The following is a 21,123-nucleotide window of genomic DNA, read 5'->3' as shown; positions in this document are numbered from 1 at the left end:
GGTCTCAGGGCAGCACGGGGTTGGCGACCGCGTTTGCGATCGCCGCGTCCGCATCCACGCGCAGCATGAAGCGCTTCGCCACCAGGTCGTTGGCTGCGGCCGTCACCGCCGCCACGTAGCCCGCCTGGTCGGTGTAGCGCTCTTGCAGCGACGGCCGCGGATCGCTCCCTCGCAGCGCAGCCGTCTTCGCAAGCGGGAAGTACGAGCCGAACAGGCCCGCCTGGTCGATGCGCCCGGGCACGCTGGTGTAGTTCCAGCCGGTGTTGGTGCCCAGCGGCACGGCCACGTCGAGGCTGCGGATGCCTGCGACGTCGTTGCCGTCGGTGTCCACCTGCGGCACCAGGATCGCGTAGTCGCGCCCCAGGTAGGCCGGCGGCACCTGGGTGGCGATGCCGCTCTCGTCCTGCGGCCGGTAGTTCGGGCCCCAGTCGAGCAGCGAATAGGTGTTGACCAGGCCCGTGTAGTTCACGCCTGGAATGGCCGGAAATTTCACCTGCAGCGGCCGCACCAGCGTGGCGTCGGCGATCTTCGGCACCTGGCTGTCGGGCGGCGTGGTGCCCTTGACGACCCAGTCCTCGAGGTTCTGGTACAGCGCGCGCACCACCGGGATCACGCCGGCATTGCCATTGGTCGCATAGAGAGCCCCGGCGCTCGTGCCAGGCAGCGACGCAAGGCCCAGCAGGTGGTGCGTGCTCGCGTAGTAGTAGACGCGCGCGTTGGCGGGCTGCACGAGGTCCGTCGTGCCCCAGGCGTCAGTCAGCAGCGGCGAGCCCTGCAGCACGTAGAACTCGGTGCCGCTGAACCCGATGAAGAGCTTGGGGCAGGTGCCGCTTGCCTCGCAGCGCGACAGGATGCCGCCGCGGCGCTGCGCCACGTCGTCCACGTAGTCCTTCGAGAGGCCGCGCGTGCCGGCCTGGCCGAAGGCCGTGTGGTCGGCACGCACGCCGCCACCGCCGCCGGGAATCGAGAAGCGCATGTTGATGTTGGTCTGCCGCGCCGCGATCTGCGCGAACACGCCGTCGAACACCTTCTGGCCCGTGCGGTCCTCGTTGAAGCCGAGGTGCACGAAGGTCTTCATGAAGTTGCCGCACTGCGAGACGCCCGAGGCGATCGTGTTCCTGATGGCCGCGGCCACCGGGTTGGCCGTGCCCGCCGAATCGCTCGCATCGCGGTGGAAGAAGGTGATCATGTCGCGCAGCGCCGCGAGGCCCAGGCCCATGACCTTCGGATCCTTCGCGACGTAGACCAGCTCGTAGAGGTACGCTGTGTCCCACTTGTCCTTCAGGCACACGTTCGTCTCGTCCGGCGTGCCGGGGAACGGCGCGGCGGCGCTGCACTTCGCGAACTTCCAGTCGCTCGCTGGAATGAGCTGGCGCGCATCGGTTTCGTTGATGCGGCGCGTGAGCACATAGCCGGGCTTCGTGTTGTCGAGGCTCGCGGTGGCGTAGGCCTTCATGGCCGCGTTGAACGGGCCGCCGGGCAGCGGCAGCGAATCGTTGGTAGCGGCGGTGGGCAGCAGTTCGGCGCGATAGGTGCCGGTGATGCTGCTGCCGTCGGCATTCTTGGCGACCGGCACCTTCAGCGTGAGCTTCCCGGTGGCGGCCGGCACGTCGCCCTGCCATGCGGCCGTGAGAAACACGTAGCCGCGCGAGGCGAAGTACGGATCGAGGTTCACGATGTTGCCGCGGTTCGGTGCGTCGTAGCGCAGCACGCCGCTGGCCTTGCTCATGTCCTTCGGCTTGAACAGCACGAAGTCGGAGGTGTACTCGACCTTGCCGTTGGCGTTGAGCGGCGCGAGCTGCAGGTCCTGGATGATCGCGTTGCGCGCGTCCTTCGGATCGACCTCGCCGGTGAAGGTGCCGCTGATCTTCTGGTAGGTGCCGACGCTGCCGAAGGTGCCGGGCACGTCCTCGGTCGCGGTGATGGCGAGCTTGTATTTCGGTGCCACGGTGGCTGCGGGCGGCGTCGTGGCCGGCGGCGTGGCGGCGGACGGCAACAGCAGGCCGCCTCCTCCACCGCCGCTTCCACCGCAGCCGCTCAGAAGAAAAAGGGCGGCCGAAGCCACCGTGGCAGCCCTGAGGCTCCAGCGTTTCATGGTTTGTCTCCTTCGTTGTGTGTCTTGTGCGTTGGCGGCGCCGATCCCCGCTACGGCGCGCGGGCTACTCGGCCTCGATGCCGGCCGTCTTCACGATGCGGCCCCATTTCTGCGATTCGCCAGCCTGGAACTTCGCCAGTTCCTCGGGCGAGCTCGTGAACACCTCCGTGCCGGTCGGCTCGTAGAAGGCGGTCTTCGCGGCCTCGCTCTTCGCAGCCTTCACAAGCAGCTCGTTGAGCCGCTTGACCACGGCCGGCGGCGTCTTCGCCGGCGCATAGGCCGCGAACCAGTAGCCCATCTCGTAGCCCTTCACGCCCGCCTCGGCGATGGTGGGCACGTCGGGCGCGAGCGGCGAGCGCGCGGAACTGGAAAAGCCCAACGCACGCAGCTTGCCGGCCTTGACCTGCGGCAGGCCGGTGGCGGTGTCGGTGATCATCATGTTGATCTGGCCGCCCAGCAGGTCGGTCACGGCGAGCGTGTTGCTCTTGTAGGGCACGTGCAGCAGCTTGATGTCGGCCATCTGCTGCAGCAGTTCGCCAGCCATCCGGCTCGACGAGCTGCCACTGCCGAAGCTGTACTTGCCTGGCTCCTTCTTCGCGAGTGCGATGAACTCGGCCACGCTCTTCGCGGGGAAGGTGGGGTTCACCACCATGATCTGCCCACCCTTGCCGAGAGCGGCGACGGGAGCGAAGTCCTTCACCGGGTCGTAGGGCAGCTTCTTGAACAGGTGCTCGTTGGCCGCATGCGTGGTGTTGGTGGTGATGAGCACCGTGTAGCCGTCGGCGGGCGCCTTGGCCACGTTCTGCGAGGCGATGAAGCCGCTGGCGCCGGCCCTGTTGTCGATGACGACGGCCTGCTTCGTCTCGGCCGTGATCTGTGTGCCGAGCGCGCGGGCGATCTGGTCGGTGGCGGTACCTGCCGCGAACGGCACGACGAAGGTGATGGGCTTCTCGGGAAAGGCCTCCGCATGGCCCAGCAGCGGCGCCAGGGCCAGGGCGGCGGTCAGCGCGGTAAGGGGAAATCGCTTCATTGTCTTGTCTCCGTATGGAATGGCTTGGGAAAGAAAAAAGGATTGCGGCTACGGCCCGGCCAGCAGCGGCACCAGCTCGCGCGGTACGCGGATCGGCATGTCGAGCAGCAGGAAGGAAAGCGCCTTGCCGTGCGCATCGAGGTTCAGCGCGTCGTTGACGCCCCCGTCGAGCACCGCGTCGAGCACGAAATTCATCGCGTGCAGCTTCGGCAGCACGAAGCGTTGCACCTGGGACGGCGCACGGTGGTGGAACTGCGCCGCGACACGCTCCGGCGTGAGCTGTTCGACCAGCAAGGGGAAGAGCTGTGCATGCCAGGCGATGACGCTGATGTTGGAGCGATCGCCCTTGTCGCCGGTGCGGCCGTGGGCAGCGCGGTACAGCGGCACTTCGACGGTGTCTGCAATGCCGTTCATGACAGTTCCTCCTGCGGGATCAGCTCGAAGCGCACCGGTACTGCCTCGCGCGGCAGCAGGCACGACAGCGTGTTGAGCCGGGGCGTAAGCGCAGTGCGCACGCCGCCACCGCCCGCCGGGCCGCAGGTATAGAGCGCCATCACCTCGCGCGCCAGCCGTTCGGCCTGCGCCCGCTCGGCATGCGTGGCCGCGACGCGCAGGCGCACGTCGCGCAGGCCGGCATCGGGCGTATCCGCCAGCGCGCGGCCGGCGTCGTCGCCGAAGATGCTCAGCGCGCCGATCAGGTCCACACGCAGCGAGAGCCCGTCGAGGCGCTTCTTCAGCACGTCCGCCGCGAGCCGCGCACGGGCCTCGGCGCGCGGCCCTGCGTAGGAGATCTCGCCCTCGGCCAGCCAGCCGCCTTCATGGCAGACGTTGACCTTGTAGCGGCCTGGCCGCTCGTGGCCGCGCACGCCGGAGAGTTCGACGCGATCCGCGCCGGGCAGTGCCCGCACTTCGGCATCTGCAATATCTGCGACCACGTCGGGCGTCAGGTAGGCCGCGGGGTCGTGCACTTCGTAGAGAAGCTGCTCCTTCACCGTCGCCTCGCTCACGAGGCCGCCGGTGCCGTCGGCCTTGCCGATGGTGCAGCGGCCATCGGCGTCGATCTCCGCGATGGGGAAGCCGACAGCCTCCAGCCCCGGCACGTCCTTGTAGCCCGGGTCGGCGAAGTAACCGCCGCAGACCTGCGCGCCGCATTCGAGCAGATGGCCGGCCATGGTCGCGCGGCCCAGCCGGTCCCAGTCGTCGGCTCGCCAGCCGAAGTGCGACATGACGGGGCCGACCGTCAGCGATGGGTCTGCCACCCGGCCGCACACCACGATCTGCGCGCCTGCATCGAGCGCGGCGGCGATGGGCTCGGCACCGATGTAGGCATTGGCGCTCACCACGCGCAGGCCCTCCATGCGCGCGCCGAGCGCTTCGTCCAGCAGCGCGCGATGTTCGGGGCCCGAGAGGTCGTCGCCCTCCACCACCGCGATGCGCGGCGCATTCGCGCCCAGTTCTCGCGCCATGCGGGCGATGTGCCGGGCGGCAGCGCGCGGATTGGCCGCGCCGAAATTACTCACGATGCGGATGCCGTGCGCCAGGCAGCGTGCGAGCACGGGCCGCAGCATGGGGTCGAGCAGCGGTTCGTAGCCTGCCTCGGGGTTGTCGCGGCGGCGAAGCTGGGCCAGCGCGAGCGTGCGCTCGGCCAGCGTCTCGAAGATCAGGAAGGCGCGCTGCCCTTGGGGGCCGCTGGCCAGGCGCGCGATCAGCGTGTCGACCACCGGCCCGGCAGCGTCGGTGCGGTCGCCCGAGAAGCCGGCGGCGCAACCTATCAGCAGCGTGGGCGGGGCAATGGAGTTCATTGCCGTGCACTGTAGGCAGCGGCCAGCCATCCGTAAAATCGAAAATCCGGATCGATTGATCCGCATTTCAAATAACAAGAGAGACATGATGAGAAAGACGCCCGACCTTTCCACGCGCCAGCTGCGCGCCTTTCTCGCGCTGACCGAGCACCGCAACTTCACGCGCGCGGCGCAGGGCAGCCATCTCTCGCAGCCAGCGTTCAGCGCGCTGATCCGCACGCTGGAGGACGCCGTCGGCACGCGCCTGTTCGACCGCGACACGCGCAGCGTGCAGCTCACGCCCGAAGGCCGGCTGTTCGAGGGCTCCGCGCGCCGGCTGCTCGACGACATGGGCAGCGCCATGGACGACCTTGCCGACCACGTGGAGCGCCGCAAAGGCCGCGTGCGCGTGGCCGCCCTGCCTTCGCTCGCGGCCGGCTGGCTGCCCAACGTGTTCGCCGAGTTCATGCAGACCTGGCCGGGCATCCGCGTCGACCTGGACGATGCGCTGTCGGACGCCTGCATCGCGCTCGTGCGCAGCGGCCAGGCCGACTTCGCGCTCGCCGCCTCGGGCGCCGGCGGCACGGCCGACAGCGACCTGCTCGCCCGCAAGCTCTGCACCGACCGCTTCCACCTCGTGTGCCGCGCCGACCATCCGCTTGCGCACGAACCACGCCTGACGGTGAAGAAGATCGCGCCCCACCCCTTCATCCAGATGGCTCGCAACAGCAGCGTGCGGCAAGCGCTCGATGCGGCGCTGCACCCGCAAAGACTGAATGCGGTGTTCGAGGTGGAGCACCTGGCCACCGTGATGGGGCTCATCGAAGCCGGGCTCGGCATCAGCGTGGTGCCGGCGCTCACGCTGTTCCACTTCCAGCGCGAGACGCTGGTGACGCGGCCACTGCCTCTGCCTTCCCTCACGCGCACGCTCTACGTCGTGCAGCGGCGCGAGGGCAGCCTGTCGGTGGCGGCTCAAACGCTGCATGACCTGATCGTTGAACGGCTCGGCTCGCTGCGGCTGGACTGACGGCCGAACACGACCAGTTGAGACAAGCCGGCGCGCCAGAGGCTCGCCACAATCGCGCGCATGCAGCACGAAGAACAGATCGCCCTGATCCGGCGCGCGCTCACGCTGATCGAGACCGGCGGCAGCGAGCGCGGTGAGCCCACCCTAAGCCCCGTGGCGCGCTATCTCGATCCCGAACGCCACGAGCAGGAAGTGGAACGCATCTTCCGGCGCCATCCGCTGGCGCTGTGCCCTTCGGCCTCGCTCGCGAATGCCGGCGACTCCTTCGCGATCGACGTGACCGGCATGCCGCTGCTGTTCGTGCGCGGGCAGGACGGCGAACTCAACGGCTTCGTCAACGCATGTCGCCACCGCGGCGCAAGGCTGAAGCAGCCGGGCGCATCGCCGGGCCAGCGCGCGCTGATCTGCCCGTATCACAGCTGGACCTACGGGCTCGACGGCGCGCTGCGCGGCCGCCCTTCGGCCGAGGACTTTCCGCATGCACCGGCATCGCAATGCAGCCTTGCACGCGTGCCGGTCGCGGAGGCGCTGGGCTTCGTCTGGGCCGTTCCGCGCGTGGTGGCCGATGGCGAAAGCGCCAAGCTCGACATCGACACATGGCTGGGCCGCTTCGGTGCCGACCTGCGCTCATGGGGCTACGACGGCTGGGTGCCCTTTCACCAGCGCGCCTTCGACAATGCAGCCAACTGGAAGATCCCTTTCGAGGCCAACCTGGAGACGTACCACTTCCAGTACGCGCATCGCGACAGCATCGCCGCGCTCTTCCACGACAACCTGCTGGTCGCCGACCACGAGCGGCAGCACCAGCGCCTCTTCCTGCCCAAGCGCAGCATCGAGGGGCTGCGCGACGTGCCCGAGCACGAATGGCGGGTGGGGCCGCACTCGAACATCATTTACTACTTCTTCCCCGCGACCTTCATCCTGCACGAGGGCGACCACGCCAACGCATTCACGGTGCTGCCGGAGTCGCCGGGCCGCTCGCGCGTGATCGCGAGCACGCTGATTCCCGAGCTGCCGAAGACGGAGAAATCAGAGAACTACTGGCGCAGGAACATCGATTCGTTCTGGGGTGCGCTCGACGAAGATTTCGCACTCGGCGTGTCGGTGCAATCGACGCTTGCGAGCGGCGCGCAGAAGTCGCTGTACTTCGGCGCGACGGAGTGCTGCTCGGCGCGCTTCCACGCAGACGTGGAAGCGGCGCTCGCAGCGTAGCCCTCAGGCCGCGCCGCTCTTTTCCTCTTCCATCGCAGCCCGCGCGGTGGGGTTCGGCGTGGGCTCGCCGATCTTGCGCAGCGTGTTGCGATCGGTGTGGCTGAAGGGCTCGGGCTTTCCGAGCACGTCCAGCACCGTCTCGAGCTCGTAGGACCAGCTGCCGTCGTCGTGGATCGTCACCTCGATGCTGTAGCGCAGCGTCTTGAACGCGTGCTCCAGGAAGGGGTTGGCCACGATGCCGTTGGTCTCGCCGCCGCGCACGGCTTCCAGCCTGAAGCTGCGGTCGTCGGCCTTCGCGCGGCCGGTGGCCATGGCCGTGAGTCCGCGCGGGATCGTCAGCGTCTGGATCAGCGCGCCGGTGGCGGGCTCCCACAGCCAGTAGCCGACCTGGTCGTGAAAGCTCTCGACGTCATTGGGCTTGACGATGCGCAGGTGGTAGCGCAGCCCGTAGAAGATCTGCGGCCCGTTGGTCTGAGCGTCGATGGGCTGGAACTCGGCGTGCTCGATGTAGGCCTCGGCCTCGGGGCCGTCCTCCTTCGGGCTCACGTCGTGGCCGACCGTGCCGGTCCAGATACCCGCCAGGCCAGTGAGCGGGCCCAGGTTGGCGAGCGTGTGCGGATCGGGCTCGGGTTCCGTGTAGATGTCGCGGGGAAACTGCTGTTCCATGTTCTTCTCTTCCTGAAGTCTTCTTGCGTGGGTTGTCTGCCGGGAGTGTCGCTCACTGGTCGAGGCGGATGCCGACCTTGGCAATGATCGCACCCCATTTGCGGCCTTCGCTGTCGATGAAGGCCCTGAATTCTTCCGGCGAGCCGCCGCCCGCCACCAGCCCCTGGTTGGCCAGCAGTTCGCGCACGGCCGGCTCGCGCAGCACGGCATTGACGTCGGCGTTGATGCGCCGCACCACTTCGGGCGGCGTGCCGCTGGCGGTGAAGAAGCCGTTCCAGGCGAGCGACTCGAAACCCGGATAGCCCGACTCGGCCACGGTGGGCAGGTCCTTCATGAGCTCCGAGCGCTTCACGCTGGTGATGGCAATGAGCTTCACGCGCTGCCCCTGGATCAGCGGCAGCAGCGCGGGTGCCACCGTGAAGAGCGCCTGCGTGTCGCCGGCCGCGAGCGAGAGCCCGGCGGGCGGCGAGCCCGAGTACGGCACATGCACCGCCTCGATGTGCGTCACGCTGCGAAACAGCTCCATCGTGAGATGCGACGAGCTGCCCGCCCCCACCGACGCATAGCTGAACCTGTTGCCGCGCTTCTTCGCCCACTCGACGAACTCGGGCAGCGTGTTGGCGGGGTTGTCGGCCTGCACCGCCAGCACGTTGGGTTGCGATGTCGTGAGCACGATCGGCGTCAGGTCGCGCGAAGGCTCGTAGGGCATGCGTGCATACATGTAGGGGCCGAACGCGATCGGGCCGTTGAAGCCGATGCCGAGCGTGTAGCCGTCGTGCGGTGCCTTGGCGACGGTGTCCATGCCGATGAGACCGCCCGCGCCGGCCTTGGTCTCGATCACCACGGGCTGCTTCCACATCACGCGCAGGCGGTCGGCCAGCGTGCGTGCGATCAGGTCGAGCGAGCTGCCCGCCGGTGCGGGCACGATCACGCGCACGGGCTTCGAGGGCCAGGCCTGCGCCCATGCACCGGCAGCCAGCAGGCTGGCGAGCAGGAAAACGGCAAGCTGCTTCTTCTTCACTTCGGTCCTTCGATGGCGTGGGGTCGCGCGAAGTTATCACCGAATCCGGCGCTCAGGCCCGCTCGCGCGCGGCCTGCCTCGCCGCGTCGATCTGCGCATGGTTCGCCTCGGCCCAGCGGTCCACCGCGATCAGCGTCCTGCTCAGCGACAAGCCGATGGGGCTCAGCCTGTACTCGACGTGCGGCGGCACGGTCTGGTGGTCTTCGCGCAGCACCAGCCCGTTGAGTTCGAGATCGCGCAGGGTCTGGGTGAGCATCTTCTGCGAGATGCCGCCGACCTTGCGCAGCAGTTCGTTGTTGCGCTGCGGCTTTCCGCGCAGCAGCGGAATGATCAGCAGCGCCCACTTGTTGGCGATGAGTTCGAGCACACGGCGCGAGGGGCAGCCGGCGCTCCACACGTCGGCCGGTGCAGCCGCGGCTTCTGCCACAGCCGTGGCCTTCCTCGATGGCATCTTTGAATTTCCCATGGTTACCGGAAGGTGCGTACTTGTCGATCGGTGCCCTGCCCGGAATTATCGGGTTCCCGTTTCTTGCACAACGACACCGAAGGAGTTTTCATGGGTTGGATATTTCTGCTGGCCGCGGGTCTCGTCGAGATCGCGATGGCCGCGGCGCTCAAGCAATCGCAGGACTGGTCGAAGCTCGTGCCGTCGGCCATCGGCGTGCTGACCGCACTGCTCAGCATCTACCTGCTCGCCAAGGCACTGCGCTACCTGCCGCTGGGCCCGGCGTACGCGATCTGGACCGGCATCGGCTCGGTGGGCGTGGTGCTGATGGGCGTGCTGCTCTTCGGCGAGGCGCTTTCGGCGGCACGGATGGCGTGCATCGCGCTGGTCATCGGCGGCGCCGTGGGCTTACGCTTCATCGAAAGCTGACGCATGAAGAACACACATTCGTGACCACACGCAACTCGCAAAGCGAAAAGATGGAACTTCGGTATTCCTTATTTTCCGAATCACCATAAGAAAGGCTTCCAGAGCCATTCTTTCGGCCTCGATGGCTTTAACCACTCTGCCAAAGGGCCGATTTCGGGGTGACTTCAAATCGCCACCGCATCGCGGCAATATGCGCATCCGCCGATTCTTGCGTTACCCCGATCTGACCGAAGGAGCATGTTCATGTTCGCCACCGCAGAACGCACCATCAAGACCCCCGGCCCCGACCATCCGATCACCATCGCACCCAACCCGCTTCGCGTGGTGGTGTCGGTCGACGGCTGCGTCATTGCCGATACGCGCGAAGCGCTGACATTGCGCGAACCGCATTTCGGAGCGGTGCACTACATCCCCCGCAAGGACGTGAAGATGTCGCTGCTGGAACGCACCTCGCACGCGACCTACTGCCCGTACAAGGGCGAGTGCAGCTACTTCAGCATTCCGGCCGGTGGCGAACGCTCGGTGAATGCGGTGTGGACCTACGAGTCGCCGTACGACCCGGTCGCGGAGATCAAGGACTACGTGGCGTTCTATCCCGATCGCGTGGGTCCGATCGAGGAGCGCGTCTTCTAGCAATCCGGCAAGGCACCAAAGAAAAAGCCGGGCCCGCTTTCGCGGGCCCGGCTTTTTCTTTGCGCGTATGCGCCGTACGTTGCCGATTACAGCGGCAGAGCGTCGCCACGAGCGGCAGCACGGGCCGCGGCACGCACCGTGGAGCGATCCAGGCCGCTGGCCAGGACCGGAGCCACACGCGAGGTCACGCCCTCTGCATACGGGTTCTCGCTGTGGGCGGCTGCCACTGCTTCAGCGCGAACGGCGGCGCGACTGGTCGTGGAGGCGGTCAGCTGCACGGGGCCCTGGTTGGCGCCATCGGCATACGGGTTGCCGCTGCGTGCGGCCACCACGGCCTGGCTGGCAACGTCGGCGCGGCTTGCGGCCGACGTCAGCTGTTGCACGCCTTCATAGCTTTCGGCATGGGCGGCACCGGCGGCTGCCAGCAGGGCGATGGAGATGGCGGAGAGGAGCTTCGAGGCGGTCATTTGGATTTCCTTCAGTTCAGTTCTTTGCATACGGGATGGTTTCGAACCGGTCTTGGGTGGGGCACCGTCCCTTTCGGAGGCGGCCACCTCGCTCGGGGCCTGTTCATCCAGATCGGCTTGCGTGCTGGTCTGTGGAATGAATTGTGAGCCGGCGAATAGGTAAAAACCCGCAGCAAAAGGAACCGCGGCGTTCATGCGGTGGAAACAATCGCAGTACGCCAGGAAGAAGATGCCCGGCTTTGCCATGCTGCCCCGCCACCGTCCTTCACACGGATTGCAAAGAGGTATTCGGCGCCCGGCTACAGTCGCGGATCGAACAAGGAATCCGTAGATCCATGCGCCTCATCGCCTCGAGCGCCCTCTTCTTCGCAGCCGCCCTCATGCACGGCGGCAGCGCCTCCGCCCAGTCGCTGAGCTGTGGCGGCACGCTCTCCGGCGTGGGCGACTCCAAGTTCTCGGTGGTGCAGAAGTGCGGCGAGCCGATGTCCAAGGATTTCGTCTGCGTGCCCCGCCCGCAGGTAGCGTGGGTGCTTTCACCCTACCCCGGCGGCCCGGCGCAGCAGGTGGTGACGCAGGCGTGCGTACCGATGGAAGACTGGGTGTACCACCGGGGTCAGGGCAACTTCCTCGGGATCGTGAGGTTCTACAACGGCGCGGTCGAATCGGTGCGCGACGGTGAAAGAGTGCGGTAGCAGCCGATGAGCATCGACATCCGGAACGAAGCGCCCGCCGACGCACCGGCCATCGAGGCCGTCACGGCCGCGGCCTTTCTCGAGGCCGAGCATTCGAGCCGCACCGAGCAATTCATCGTTAACGCATTGCGGCGCGCCGGCCAGCTTTCGGTATCGCTCGTCGCGGAAGATGCCGGACGGATCGTCGGGCACGTCGCCATCTCCCCGGTGCGCATCTCCGGCGACTCGCCCGGCTGGTACGGGCTCGGCCCCGTGTCGGTCGTGCCCGGGCAGCAGGCACGCGGCATCGGCACACGGCTCGTGAATGAAGCGCTGGCTGCGTTGCGCGGCATGGGCGCATCCGGTTGCGTGGTGCTCGGCGACCCCGCCTACTACGGCCGCTTCGGCTTCGCGGCCACGCCTGCGCTGGTCTACCCCGGCGTACCGGCGCAGTATTTCCAGGCGCTGCTCGTGGCCGGCGCAATGCCTTCAGGCACGGTTTCGTATCACGCGGCCTTCGAGGCGACGGCCTGAGCGCCTCGGCGAGCTCAGGGCGGCAGCAACAGCGGCCCGCAGTTCTCTTCGGCCACGAACACCGCCACCAGCCTCGCCGGCTTGACCGGGTCGGGGTTCTCCGCGAACAGATGCAAAGTGCCCGGCGGCTCGAAGAAGGTCTCGCCGGACTTGTAGTCGCCCACCGGGCTGCCGGCCAGCTGCGAGCGCACCGTGCCTCCGAGGACGATGGCTGTCACCGAGCCTGGATGCCGGTGAGCCGGCGAATAGGCCATTGGCGGAAAGTCGACGATCACCGTGGTGACCGACTTGCCCGGCACGTTGGGCAATGCCTCGCACGAGATCACCCTGGACGAGGTCTGCGGCCGCGCGGCGGCGCCCGAGCCTTCGGCGGCCGGCGCCGACGAGAACATCGGCCGGCTCACGCTGCTGCAGATGTCGTCGATGAACTGGATGGTCGATTGCCTGCCGGCATGCGGCAGCAACGCCCAGCCCGCCGCGGCGACCGCCAGCGCGGCGAGCCCTGTGCCCGCACGGCGGTGCGCGAAAAGAGGCACCGCGTTCACCGCAACGCCCCCTGCGACAGCCGCGCATCCGCGCGCCATCCCAGCACGCGCTTCGCCTTCTCGCTGCTGGCCTCGGCACCATCCTCGGCAATGTTGAAGATGCCACCGGTCGAGCACTGGAGTGCCAGCAAGGCGGCCCGTGCCGCAGCCTCCACGTGCAGCGGACTCGGCCCCTTGGGCGCCTCGGTCGAAGTGTTCGGCCCGTAGATCTGTCCGTAGCGCAAGACCGTCGCGGTCATGCCTTGCGCCGTCATAACGCTCTGCTCCAGCGCGACCACGCCACCGACGCTGGTGCGGCGCACGCCCTCGGCCTCCGTGTCGAGCGGCTGCTCTTCCGTAAAAGGCCTTGGCCCCGGTGCGTAGGCCCAGACGATGCTTTGCGCCACCAGCTTCCTCACACCCGCCGCCTGCGCGGCAGCCACGAGGTTGCGCGTGCCCTCGGTACGCACGCGCGCATTGAGTACCGCTGCCTCGGCCATGCGGGCCGGGTCCAGGTCCTTCGGCAGGTCGGTGAGCTGGTGGACCACGCCCCACGGCGCGATGCGCACCAGTGCGGCCCGCAGCGCCGCCGCGTCGAACACGTCGACGACGACCGGGTGCACGCCCTGCGCCTCCAGCACACCCGCTCGATCGGCGCGACGCGTGCTGCCGTACACGGTATAGCCCGCCTCGATCAGCATCGGAACCAGCGCGGTGCCGACTGCTCCGGCCGCGCCCGCCAAAAATACCTTCTCGCTCATTGCGCTTCTTCCTTCCATGCTCTTGGGAGGCCGATCATGGATTTACGATGCCTCATCGAAAAGAGCCAAGAATGATGAAAACGACCAGGCCATGACGCCCAAGCTCGACCGCTCGAAAACAACGCCGCTGTTCCGACAGATCTACGAGCGCTACCGCAACGCCATCGAGCAGGGCGTGCTGCGCCCCGGTGACCGCGTCGCCTCCGCGCGCAGCCTCGCCGCCGAGCTCGGCGTGGCACGCGGCACCGTCGAAACGGCCTACAACCAGCTGACGGGCGAAGGCTATTTCTCCTCGCGCGGACAAGCCGGCACCGTGGTTTCCCCGTCGCTGCCGCCGCACCGGCCGGCGCGGAAGGAACAGCCCCGCCGCACGGATGCGAAGGTGCCCGGCGATCCGCTCAAGCAGCCGGGCGAGCCGCCGTCGATGCAGCTGGGCATTCCGGCGCTCGACGCCTTCCCGCGCAAGCTGTGGTCACGCCTCTCAGCCCGTCGTGCGCGAGCCATGAGCGCGGCCGACATGTTCTACGGCGACCCTTGCGGCTACCCGCCGCTGCGCAAAGCCATCGCGGCCTACCTGCTGGTGTCGCGCGGCGTCTCGTGCCATGCCTCGCAGGTGCTGGTGACGGGCGGCTATCGCGCATCGCTCGCGCTCGTCGCGCGCACGCTGCTGAAGAAGGACGACCGCGTGTGGGTCGAAGACCCTGGCTTTCCACCGACGCAGGAGGTACTGCGGGTCGCCGGCCAGCGCACGATACCCGTGCCGGTGGACGAAGACGGCCTCGTCGTCGCACGGGGCCTGCGCAAGGCGCCGAAGGCACGCATGGCCATCGTCACGCCTTCGCACCAGGCGCCGCTGGGCGTATCGATGACGCTCGCGCGCCGACTGCAGCTGCTCGAATGGGCCTCGCAGTCGAACGCATGGATCGTCGAGGACGACTACGACGGTGAATACCGCTATGCCGGAGCGCCGCTGCCCGCGCTGAAGAGCCTCGACGGCAACGACCGCGTGCTGTACGCGGGCAGCTTCTCGAAGGTGCTCTACCCCGGGCTGGCGCTGGGCTACGTGGTCGTGCCCGAATCGCTGCGCACGCGCTTCGAGGAGGCTGCGCGTATCTGGTCGAACGGTAGCCCGCAGGTCACGCAGGCCGTGGTGGCCGACTTCATGCGCGAGGGGCACTTTCCGCGCCACCTGAAGAAGATGCGCCTGCTCTACGCAAGGCGGCGCGCGATGCTGGTCGCAGGCCTGCAGAAGGCCTTCGGCGACTCGGTGCACATCGACCTGCGCAGCGGCGGCATGCACCTGATCGCGCGCTTCGACGGGCGCCGCGAAAACGACGCGACGCTCGCCCTGCGCGCCCGGCAGGCGGGGCTGAACTGCCAGCCGCTCTCCGCGCGCGGCGTCGCCGGTCCTGGCGCCCAGGGTCTGCTGATGGGGTTCACCAACATCGCCACCGCCGCCGAAGCAAACCGGCTCGCAGCCAGGCTGCGCACGGCCTTCGGCTGAGCAGCGCTCAGGCTGCTTCGTCGTCGTCGAGCGCCGCGCTTCGGTCCTTGATTCGCGTGACCTGCGACAGCACCGCGTCCGCGGTCGTCATGTCCGTCCGCTGGCCCTTGTAGACCGGCTGCTCGAACTTGCCGCCCGCGTAGCGGTAGAGATAGCGCACCTCGACCAGCGCTCCCACCGCTGGCAGCGCCTCGTTGGGCGGCACGGTCACGTTGCCCAGGTCGACCATCGCGCCGGCTTCGTCGCGCAGGCCCACGGCCACCGAGCGCTGCGCGTTGACGCGGATCACCTCGCAGGTCGCGCTCTGGTTGAACTTGAACTTCAGGCTGGTGCTGCTGCGGCCCGCGGAGAACGGCGCGTCGAGCGCCTTGAGCACATAGCCTTCGCCATGCGCGACCAGCAGTTCAGCGGCACGGCGGCGCTTGCCTTCGGCGCTGAGTTCGAGTTCGAGCACCGTCATCCAGGGCACGGTCCCCGCGACCTTGCCCAAGTGCCCGAAGCGCTCGATGAACGGCGCATCGCGCAGGTCCTGCCCGTGAAGCTCCAGCAGGTCGAAAGCCATGAAGGCATCGCCCACGTGCTCGCCGGCGATCACGGTGCGCCCGACCTGCGCACCGGCAGCACCGACCCAGGCCTGCGGAATGTCGACGAACAACCCGCGCCGGTTGGTGCCGCGCACCGCCTCGCCCTCGATCAGCAGGATGCGGTTCTCGCCGTCTGCCTTTTCCTGCAGGCCCCAGCCCGGGTCGTCGAAGTAGCGCGCGGCCTGCTCTTCGAGGATCAGCGTGGGCAGTTGCGGCAGCTCGCCGCTCATGCGGCCGGCCAGGTCGGTCGAGGTGTAGAGCGCGCCGGACTGGTCGGGCGTGTAGCCCTTCGACGTCTTTTCCTTCACGACCTTGTCGTAGATCTTCAGCGCCGCCTCGTAGGCGACCGGGCTGCTGGTCTTGGTGCCGGTGGAAAGCGTGCCGCCGCGCCGGCCGTTGCCGTAGTCGACCACCCAGCCGTCGTCCTTGGGACGCAGGTGCACCTGGTAGACCTTGTCCGAGCCCTGGCCCGTGAAATAGAGAAAGCTCGACCGGGAGGCCTGTTCTGCATTCGGCATGGGAAAGATATGCGAGGGTGAATCTCAGGCCCCGATGCTACACATGGACACGATTTGCACGCCGGCCCGCTAAGATGCGCGGCGATACGAAAAAGCACAAGCACCAACCGAAGGCAGGGGAGGCCTCCGCGTGAAGCGCATTCGCTCCGAGAAATTGATCCGCACGAAGCCGGGCGCGACAGGCGCCGCTGGCTTCAGTACCGTGGAACTGTTCGCCCTGCCGGAAGCGCCGGGCCACGTGGTGCATGTGAGCACCAGCCGCGACGGGCTGCAGTGGAAGGAGACGGTCCACACCCCGTCGCCACTGCCACTCGACGCCGCCACCGCAGCCTTCGAACTCGCCGTGGCGGCGCAGATCGCCCAGGGCTATGTGCTCGAAGGCTCGACCGCCGCAGCCGTTGCGGCAGCCCCTGCCCCCACCACCATCGCGCATCCCGGCGACGCCGTCCTGCTGGCCGGCATCCGCCCCGACGCGTGGCGCCTGCTACCTCCGGTGCGCCGCAGCCGCGTGGTGTGGCGCATCGGCGAGCGCCGCCTGGCGGCTGCGGTGCCGCAACTCGTCGACCACATCGAAACCGGCGAGCCGATGCTCGACTATTGCATCGCATGGGCCATCGGCCGCTGCGGCGACGGCGGCGCCTTCGAGGCGATGCGCGAACTCTCCCGACGCGGCCGCACGCCCGTGGTCACCCGCGCCGCACGCTGGGCCGCGCTCGCCCTCTGGCCCACGGAACAGCGCGCGGCCGAAGCGGCGCGCATCGTCGACGACTGGCCCGCTCCGCTGCGCCGCGCCTGGGCCGCCATGGGCGAAGCGCCCGCCGGGCAGGCCATGCCGCTGCTGCGGCAGCATCTGGCCGACCCCGCGCTCTGGAACGGACTGAAGTACGCCGCATGGGTCGAGCAGCTGTTCGACCTCGCCCTGCTCGAAAGCCCGGCAACCGACGGGCTTGCGCGCGCCGCGCTGCTGGAGATCGCGCCGACGCTGCAGCTCGCGGCAGGCAGCTTCCGCGCATGGCGCCGGCTCTACAAGGGCGCGGAGTTCGCGGGCGACTACCCCCTGCTCGGCGTGCTGCACCAGCGCCTCGAGACGCAGCGCGCGGCCTTCCGCACCGGCGGCCGCTGGGCGCAGGTCAATGGCCGCTACGTGGAGATCGCAAAGGAAATCGTGCGGCCCGACAGCCGGCTCGCCTACAGCCAGCGCACGCGCGACTACCTGCGCCGCCGTACATGGCGCAACCTGCGCCGGCTGGCGCTGGCCGGCACGGCCGACGAGGCCGACTGGCTGCGGCTTGCATTGGGCGTGCTTCTCGCCGCCGACGACGCCGAGGCAGGCACTGCCGGCCAGCAACGCGAATCGCGCTGGACGCCCGAGCCGCGCAGCTGGCACACGGGCCCCTACAGCCGCTGGCTGGTGCTGATGCAACTGCTGCACCGCCACGACCCCGACTGGGAAGCCCAGCGCGGCGGCCTGCACTGGCGCCGCAGCACGCCGCTGCCCGTGCAGCGGTTGAACCGAACCGAAGCCTGGCCCGAGCGCTGGGACCGTCATCCCCAGGCGCTGCTGCAGCTCATGCAGCAAGGCCGCTGCGCCGCTGTGCACGCCTTTGCCGCACGCGCGCTGCGGGACAACAAGCCCTTCTGCGAAGCCCTCGAGGCACCCACGGTCTGGCGCCTGCTTGCCAGCACCTGGGACGACACCGCGCGCTTCGCCCTCGCCATCGCGCGCCAGCGCATCTCGGCGGGCGAGCCGGCCCTGCCCTGGCTGCCCGCGCTGCTGGGTTCGCCGCTGGCCGAGGCACGCACACTGGCGCTCGAATACATCGGGCAGGACCCGGGCCTCTACAGCCAGCAGGTCGACCTGCTGCTGATGCTGCTGACCTCGGCCGATGCCGAAGTGCGCCGTGCCTCCCGCCTGCTGCTGCAGGCCGCTGCCCCGAACCCCTCGACGCTCGATGCGCTGTCCACCGAGCTGCTCGCGTGGCTGTCGGCCTGCGATGCCGCGCAGCCCCAGCTCGACGCCATCTGCGAGAACGTGCAGTGGGCTCTTCAGGGCCTGCTGCGCACGGCGGCCGCCAAGGCACCGCTGAACAGGCTGCTCGCGCTTTTCGACCATGCAAGCCCGGACGTGGTGCGCACCGCCGCCGAATGGCTGCTGCTGCATCCCGCGTCGGTGCAGGGCCTGCCGGTGGAGGTGCTCACGCGGCTGCTGCAGTCGGACGACGAGCGACTGCGCGGTGCCGGCGTGCGGCTCTTCACCTCCCTGCCCGACGCCACGCTGGTCACACAGCCCGAGCTCTTCGCGGCCTTCTGCAGCAGCCCGATGCCGGCCGTGCGCTCGGCCGTCGCGCCCCGCCTCGCACAACTGCTGCCCGCACACCCCGACTTCGGCGCCGCGCTGATGCCGCTGCTGCGCGACGAACTGTTCCGCGCCGAAGCCGCCGAGGGCGTGTTCGATTCGCTGCTGCAATGGCTGTGCGGCCCGCTGGCCGAGCACACGCGCCGCGGCGAACCTGCCGTGACGCTGCGCCTGCTCGAAGCGCGCAGCAAGGGCGCACAACGCCTCGGCGCATGGCTGCTGCCTCAGCAGGACCCGCAAGGCTTCGACGTGCTGCAGACCGCCAGCCTGGGCCTCGTCGACACCGCCGCCGCACGCCGCTGGGCCATGGACCAGCTGGCCGCGAACCCTGAGCGCACGCTCGCGAACCTGGGCGACGCGCTGCGCATGTTCGACAGCCGCTGGGACGACGCGCGCGACTGGGCCCGCCAGTGGTTCGGCGCGCAAAGCAGCGCCAGCCAGTGGACGCCCGCGCTGCTGGTCCGCCTGTGCGACCACAAGGACGCAGGCGCCCAGCGCCTGGGCCGCGAGCTGCTCACCACGCACTTCGACGTGACCGACGTCACCACCTACATGCTGCAGCTCAGCCAGCATCCGTCGGCTGGCATGCAGCTCTTCGTCACCAACTGGCTGGCCTCGGCCGCGAGCCGCAATGCCGACGTGCTGGCGCGGCTGGAGCCCTACTTCCTGAGCGTGCTGTCGCAGGCCAACCGGGGCCGGCTGGCCAAGGCGCGCGTCATGGAGTTCCTGGCGGCGCAGGCGGCGCATTCGGAAGACATCGCACGCATCGTGGCGCGCGTGTTCGCGCGGCAGGCCGTCACCGGTGCAATCACCGAACGCGCCCAGTACGTGGCCGGGCTGCGAAGCATCCAGGCCCTCTTCCCCGCCTTGGACAACCCCTTGCAGACCGCCGCGGTGCGCAGCATTGCGCCGCGCCGCTCGCCGCCTTCCGTCGCCCCCACCGGAGGGCCCGCCGCATGAGATTCCAGTACCGCTACTTCGGCCACTCCGGCGCGCAGCACACCGCCAGCAGCACCGCGCTGCAGTTCGCGCCCGACACGCTGCGCGCGCCGGTGCACTTCGTCGCCGACATCAACCGCCATCTGCCGTTCCGCGAAGGCATGTCCGCGCTGCACGACGTGGTGGTGGGCGACCTGCGCTTCAAGCCGCGCGACAAGAGTGCGTACCTCGAATGGCTGGCCGGGCAAGAGAACGAACTGCTCGCGCAGTTCATGGCCCGCAGCGACCAGCTGAAGGCGCAGATGGTGCCGATCAGCAACGAGCTGGCAGAGCTGCGCAAGAGCAAGCGCGCAGTGATGCAGCCCTTCATGAGCGCGCAGAAGAGCTACTTCGACCACATCTACAAGGTCAACCGCGAAGCCTGGTTCGTGCTCGACCCTGTGATCACGGTGCACCCCGACCGCGTTTTCTTCGAGTGCTTCAGCCAGGACGAGTCGAGCTACGGCATGTTCTCGTGCAGCCACGACATCTTCGACCGCGTGAGCGACCACGCCTTCGGCACCACCAACGTCGACTACTCCGAATCGCTGTACGACGAATTCCAGAAGATCCGCGACTACAAGACGACGCGCCTGGCCATCGACCCCGGCGGCTTCCAGGTGCAGAGCGACAACGACCCGGCCTTCCACGAGCCGAAGATCGACGTGCCCGACAGCTGGGTGCGCGGCTTCCTGCAGGTGAGCAGCGCGATGCTGCTGCCCGCGCAGCGGCTGCAGCTGCACCCGATGGACATCCACAACATCTGCCTGGTGCTGCGCCGGCGCAAGGAGCGCGTGGGCCCGCGCTCGCTGCGCTTCATCCTGCGGCCGGGGCAGCCGGTGCGCATCCTGTTCGAGCCCTGGGGCCACGAGCTGGTGTGCCCGCGCTCCACGCACAGCGCCACCTCCGACACCGACATCCGCGTGTGGGGCCGGCGCCGCCTGCTGCAGCTCGAGCGCCTCGTGCCGGTGGCGCAGGGCTTCACGGTGCACCTGCTGGGCACCGGCATGCCGAGCTTCTGGGTGGCGCAGCTGCCCGACATGGAATTCACGCTCGGCCTCTCGGGCTGGACCGCCAACGACTGGTCGCGCAACGGCCACTTCGAGCTGCTGCAGCCGCGCCACACGGTCGACCAGGACAGCCTGCTGCGCGTGTTCGCGGCGCTGGGCGAACGCTGGCGCGCCACCACCGACGAGCTTGCCGCGGCCACCGGCCTTTCGACGCTCACGGTCGACGCCGCGCTCGGCGGCTACGTGCAGGCCGGGCGCGTGGTGTATGACATCGCGCACGGCGTGTGGCGGCTGCGCGAACTCAGCCGCGAGCCGCTGCCCATGGACAAGCTGCGCTACGCCAGCCCAGAGGAAGAAGCTGCCGCCGAGCTGGTGCGCGCGCGCCGCATCGCGAGCGTGAAGACACAGGCGCGCTCCGACGGCGGCCTCTCGCTCAGCGGCAAGTGCAAGGGCTCTGCCGGGCAGCGCGAATACTTCGTGAACCTGCAGCTGGACGCCGACCAGCGCGTGGCTTCGGGCGAATGCCAGTGCAGCCACTTCGTGCGCCACCGCATGACCAAGGGGCCGTGCGAGCACATGCTCGCGCTGCGCCTGTCCGCCGCGCCGGCGATGGAAACGACGAAAACAACGACGACGACAGATCAGGAAAGGACCACCGCCCACATCGGCTGATACACTGCTTTTTGCGAACGGAGCGGGAAGGCTCTTGCAATCCGGACGGCGTATCGCCGTCCTCGAACACAGCACTTCCCAAGCGTCACTGGACGTCTCTTCACTGTGCCGGATGGCCATGGTGACGCGACAACAGTGCGGCTTCCTCGAAGCTCATCGGCGTCACCATGGCCATCCGGCGTCGAGTGGAGCCCTCCAGTCCCGA

20 protein-coding genes are annotated in these 21,123 nt (G+C 68.5%); 9 read left to right on the top strand and 11 right to left on the bottom strand.

The window, feature by feature from the left end; genetic code table 11:
* Positions 1–4 precede the first annotated feature (4 nt).
* The 4 genes from EJO71_RS17610 to EJO71_RS17595 form a co-directional block, all read right to left on the bottom strand.
* On the bottom strand, positions 5–2,095 hold the full coding sequence (locus tag EJO71_RS17610; protein ID WP_125949790.1) for an alpha/beta hydrolase domain-containing protein: 2,091 nt from the start codon (positions 2,093–2,095) through the stop codon (positions 5–7).
* Between the two features lie 64 nt (positions 2,096–2,159).
* Positions 2,160–3,125 (bottom strand): tripartite tricarboxylate transporter substrate binding protein, encoded by a 966-nt coding sequence (locus EJO71_RS17605; protein ID WP_125949791.1) that lies wholly within the window; start codon positions 3,123–3,125, stop codon positions 2,160–2,162.
* 48 nt (positions 3,126–3,173) lie between these two features.
* Positions 3,174–3,539, bottom strand: coding sequence for a hypothetical protein (locus tag EJO71_RS17600; RefSeq protein ID WP_125949792.1), 366 nt, complete (start codon positions 3,537–3,539; stop codon positions 3,174–3,176).
* The gene (locus EJO71_RS17595; RefSeq protein WP_125949793.1) at positions 3,536–4,927 is read right to left on the bottom strand and encodes an acyclic terpene utilization AtuA family protein; all 1,392 of its coding nucleotides are present in this window, start codon (positions 4,925–4,927) and stop codon (positions 3,536–3,538) included. Before EJO71_RS17595 ends, EJO71_RS17600 begins: the two co-directional genes overlap by 4 nt.
* An 88-nt stretch (positions 4,928–5,015) precedes the next feature.
* On the opposite strand from EJO71_RS17595, the gene EJO71_RS17590 reads away from it, so the two are divergent.
* Positions 5,016–5,933 carry a LysR family transcriptional regulator gene (locus EJO71_RS17590; protein ID WP_125950112.1) on the top strand — a complete coding sequence of 306 codons (918 nt, stop codon included), beginning with the start codon at positions 5,016–5,018 and terminating at the stop codon, positions 5,931–5,933.
* A gap of 60 nt (positions 5,934–5,993) precedes the next feature.
* Entirely contained in the window at positions 5,994–7,145 is a 1,152-nt protein-coding gene (locus tag EJO71_RS17585; protein ID WP_125949794.1) for an SRPBCC family protein, read from the top strand.
* Between the two features lie 3 nt (positions 7,146–7,148).
* Here EJO71_RS17585 and EJO71_RS17580 read toward each other — a convergent pair whose 3' ends face one another.
* From EJO71_RS17580 to EJO71_RS17570, 3 genes are read right to left on the bottom strand one after another with little or no spacing between them, the layout of a single operon-like run.
* Positions 7,149–7,811, bottom strand: coding sequence for a heme-binding beta-barrel domain-containing protein (locus EJO71_RS17580; RefSeq protein ID WP_125949795.1), 663 nt, complete (start codon positions 7,809–7,811; stop codon positions 7,149–7,151).
* Positions 7,812–7,863: 52 nt separating this feature from the next.
* Positions 7,864–8,832: a tripartite tricarboxylate transporter substrate binding protein gene (locus EJO71_RS17575; RefSeq protein WP_125949796.1), complete on the bottom strand. Its 969-nt coding sequence runs from the start codon at positions 8,830–8,832 to the stop codon at positions 7,864–7,866.
* A 52-nt stretch (positions 8,833–8,884) separates the two neighbouring features.
* The gene (locus EJO71_RS17570) at positions 8,885–9,283 is read right to left on the bottom strand and encodes a helix-turn-helix domain-containing protein (RefSeq protein WP_125949797.1); all 399 of its coding nucleotides are present in this window, start codon (positions 9,281–9,283) and stop codon (positions 8,885–8,887) included.
* 105 nt (positions 9,284–9,388) lie between these two features.
* Between EJO71_RS17570 and EJO71_RS17565 the strand changes: the two genes are divergently transcribed.
* Together EJO71_RS17565 and EJO71_RS17560 are read left to right on the top strand one after the other, a co-directional pair.
* Positions 9,389–9,706: a multidrug efflux SMR transporter gene (locus EJO71_RS17565; RefSeq protein ID WP_125949798.1), complete on the top strand. Its 318-nt coding sequence runs from the start codon at positions 9,389–9,391 to the stop codon at positions 9,704–9,706.
* Between the two features lie 243 nt (positions 9,707–9,949).
* Entirely contained in the window at positions 9,950–10,339 is a 390-nt protein-coding gene (locus EJO71_RS17560; protein ID WP_125949799.1) for a DUF427 domain-containing protein, read from the top strand.
* Between the two features lie 86 nt (positions 10,340–10,425).
* On the opposite strand, the gene EJO71_RS17555 is transcribed toward EJO71_RS17560, so the two are convergent.
* Complete coding sequence (locus EJO71_RS17555; RefSeq protein WP_125949800.1) at positions 10,426–10,806, bottom strand: helicase SNF2; 381 nt, start codon at positions 10,804–10,806, stop codon at positions 10,426–10,428.
* A 335-nt stretch (positions 10,807–11,141) separates the two neighbouring features.
* Between EJO71_RS17555 and EJO71_RS17550 the strand changes: the two genes are divergently transcribed.
* Both EJO71_RS17550 and EJO71_RS17545 read left to right on the top strand, forming a co-directional pair.
* Positions 11,142–11,498, top strand: coding sequence for a DUF2845 domain-containing protein (locus tag EJO71_RS17550; RefSeq protein WP_125949801.1), 357 nt, complete (start codon positions 11,142–11,144; stop codon positions 11,496–11,498).
* A 6-nt stretch (positions 11,499–11,504) separates the two neighbouring features.
* Complete coding sequence (locus EJO71_RS17545) at positions 11,505–12,011, top strand: N-acetyltransferase (protein WP_125949802.1); 507 nt, start codon at positions 11,505–11,507, stop codon at positions 12,009–12,011.
* A 14-nt stretch (positions 12,012–12,025) separates the two neighbouring features.
* On the opposite strand, the gene EJO71_RS17540 is transcribed toward EJO71_RS17545, so the two are convergent.
* Together EJO71_RS17540 and EJO71_RS17535 are read right to left on the bottom strand one after the other, a co-directional pair.
* A complete protein-coding gene (locus EJO71_RS17540; protein ID WP_240651422.1) occupies positions 12,026–12,556 on the bottom strand; it encodes a cupin domain-containing protein in 531 nt (176 codons plus the stop codon).
* Complete coding sequence (locus tag EJO71_RS17535) at positions 12,553–13,296, bottom strand: NAD(P)-dependent oxidoreductase (RefSeq protein WP_125949804.1); 744 nt, start codon at positions 13,294–13,296, stop codon at positions 12,553–12,555. The genes EJO71_RS17540 and EJO71_RS17535 overlap by 4 nt, the downstream gene beginning before the upstream one ends.
* Before the next feature lie 91 nt (positions 13,297–13,387).
* On the opposite strand from EJO71_RS17535, the gene EJO71_RS17530 reads away from it, so the two are divergent.
* Entirely contained in the window at positions 13,388–14,800 is a 1,413-nt protein-coding gene (locus EJO71_RS17530) for a PLP-dependent aminotransferase family protein (RefSeq protein ID WP_125949805.1), read from the top strand.
* 7 nt (positions 14,801–14,807) lie between these two features.
* Here the strand turns inward: EJO71_RS17530 and EJO71_RS17525 are convergent, their stop codons facing one another.
* Positions 14,808–15,902: a DNA ligase gene (locus EJO71_RS17525; RefSeq protein ID WP_125949806.1), complete on the bottom strand. Its 1,095-nt coding sequence runs from the start codon at positions 15,900–15,902 to the stop codon at positions 14,808–14,810.
* A gap of 130 nt (positions 15,903–16,032) precedes the next feature.
* Here EJO71_RS17525 and EJO71_RS17520 point away from each other — a divergent pair, with 130 nt between their 5' ends.
* Both EJO71_RS17520 and EJO71_RS17515 read left to right on the top strand, forming a co-directional pair.
* Positions 16,033–19,218, top strand: a complete 3,186-nt coding sequence (locus tag EJO71_RS17520) for a hypothetical protein (RefSeq protein WP_125949807.1) — start codon at positions 16,033–16,035, stop codon at positions 19,216–19,218.
* Entirely contained in the window at positions 19,215–20,918 is a 1,704-nt protein-coding gene (locus tag EJO71_RS17515; RefSeq protein ID WP_125949808.1) for an SWIM zinc finger family protein, read from the top strand. Before EJO71_RS17520 ends, EJO71_RS17515 begins: the two co-directional genes overlap by 4 nt.
* Positions 20,919–21,123 lie beyond the last annotated feature (205 nt).

This window comes from Variovorax sp. 679, assembly GCF_003952185.1.
GTDB lineage: Bacteria > Pseudomonadota > Gammaproteobacteria > Burkholderiales > Burkholderiaceae_C > Variovorax.
Note: the sequence above shows the minus strand (reverse complement) of the source record. Positions and strands in the feature narration are given on the sequence as shown.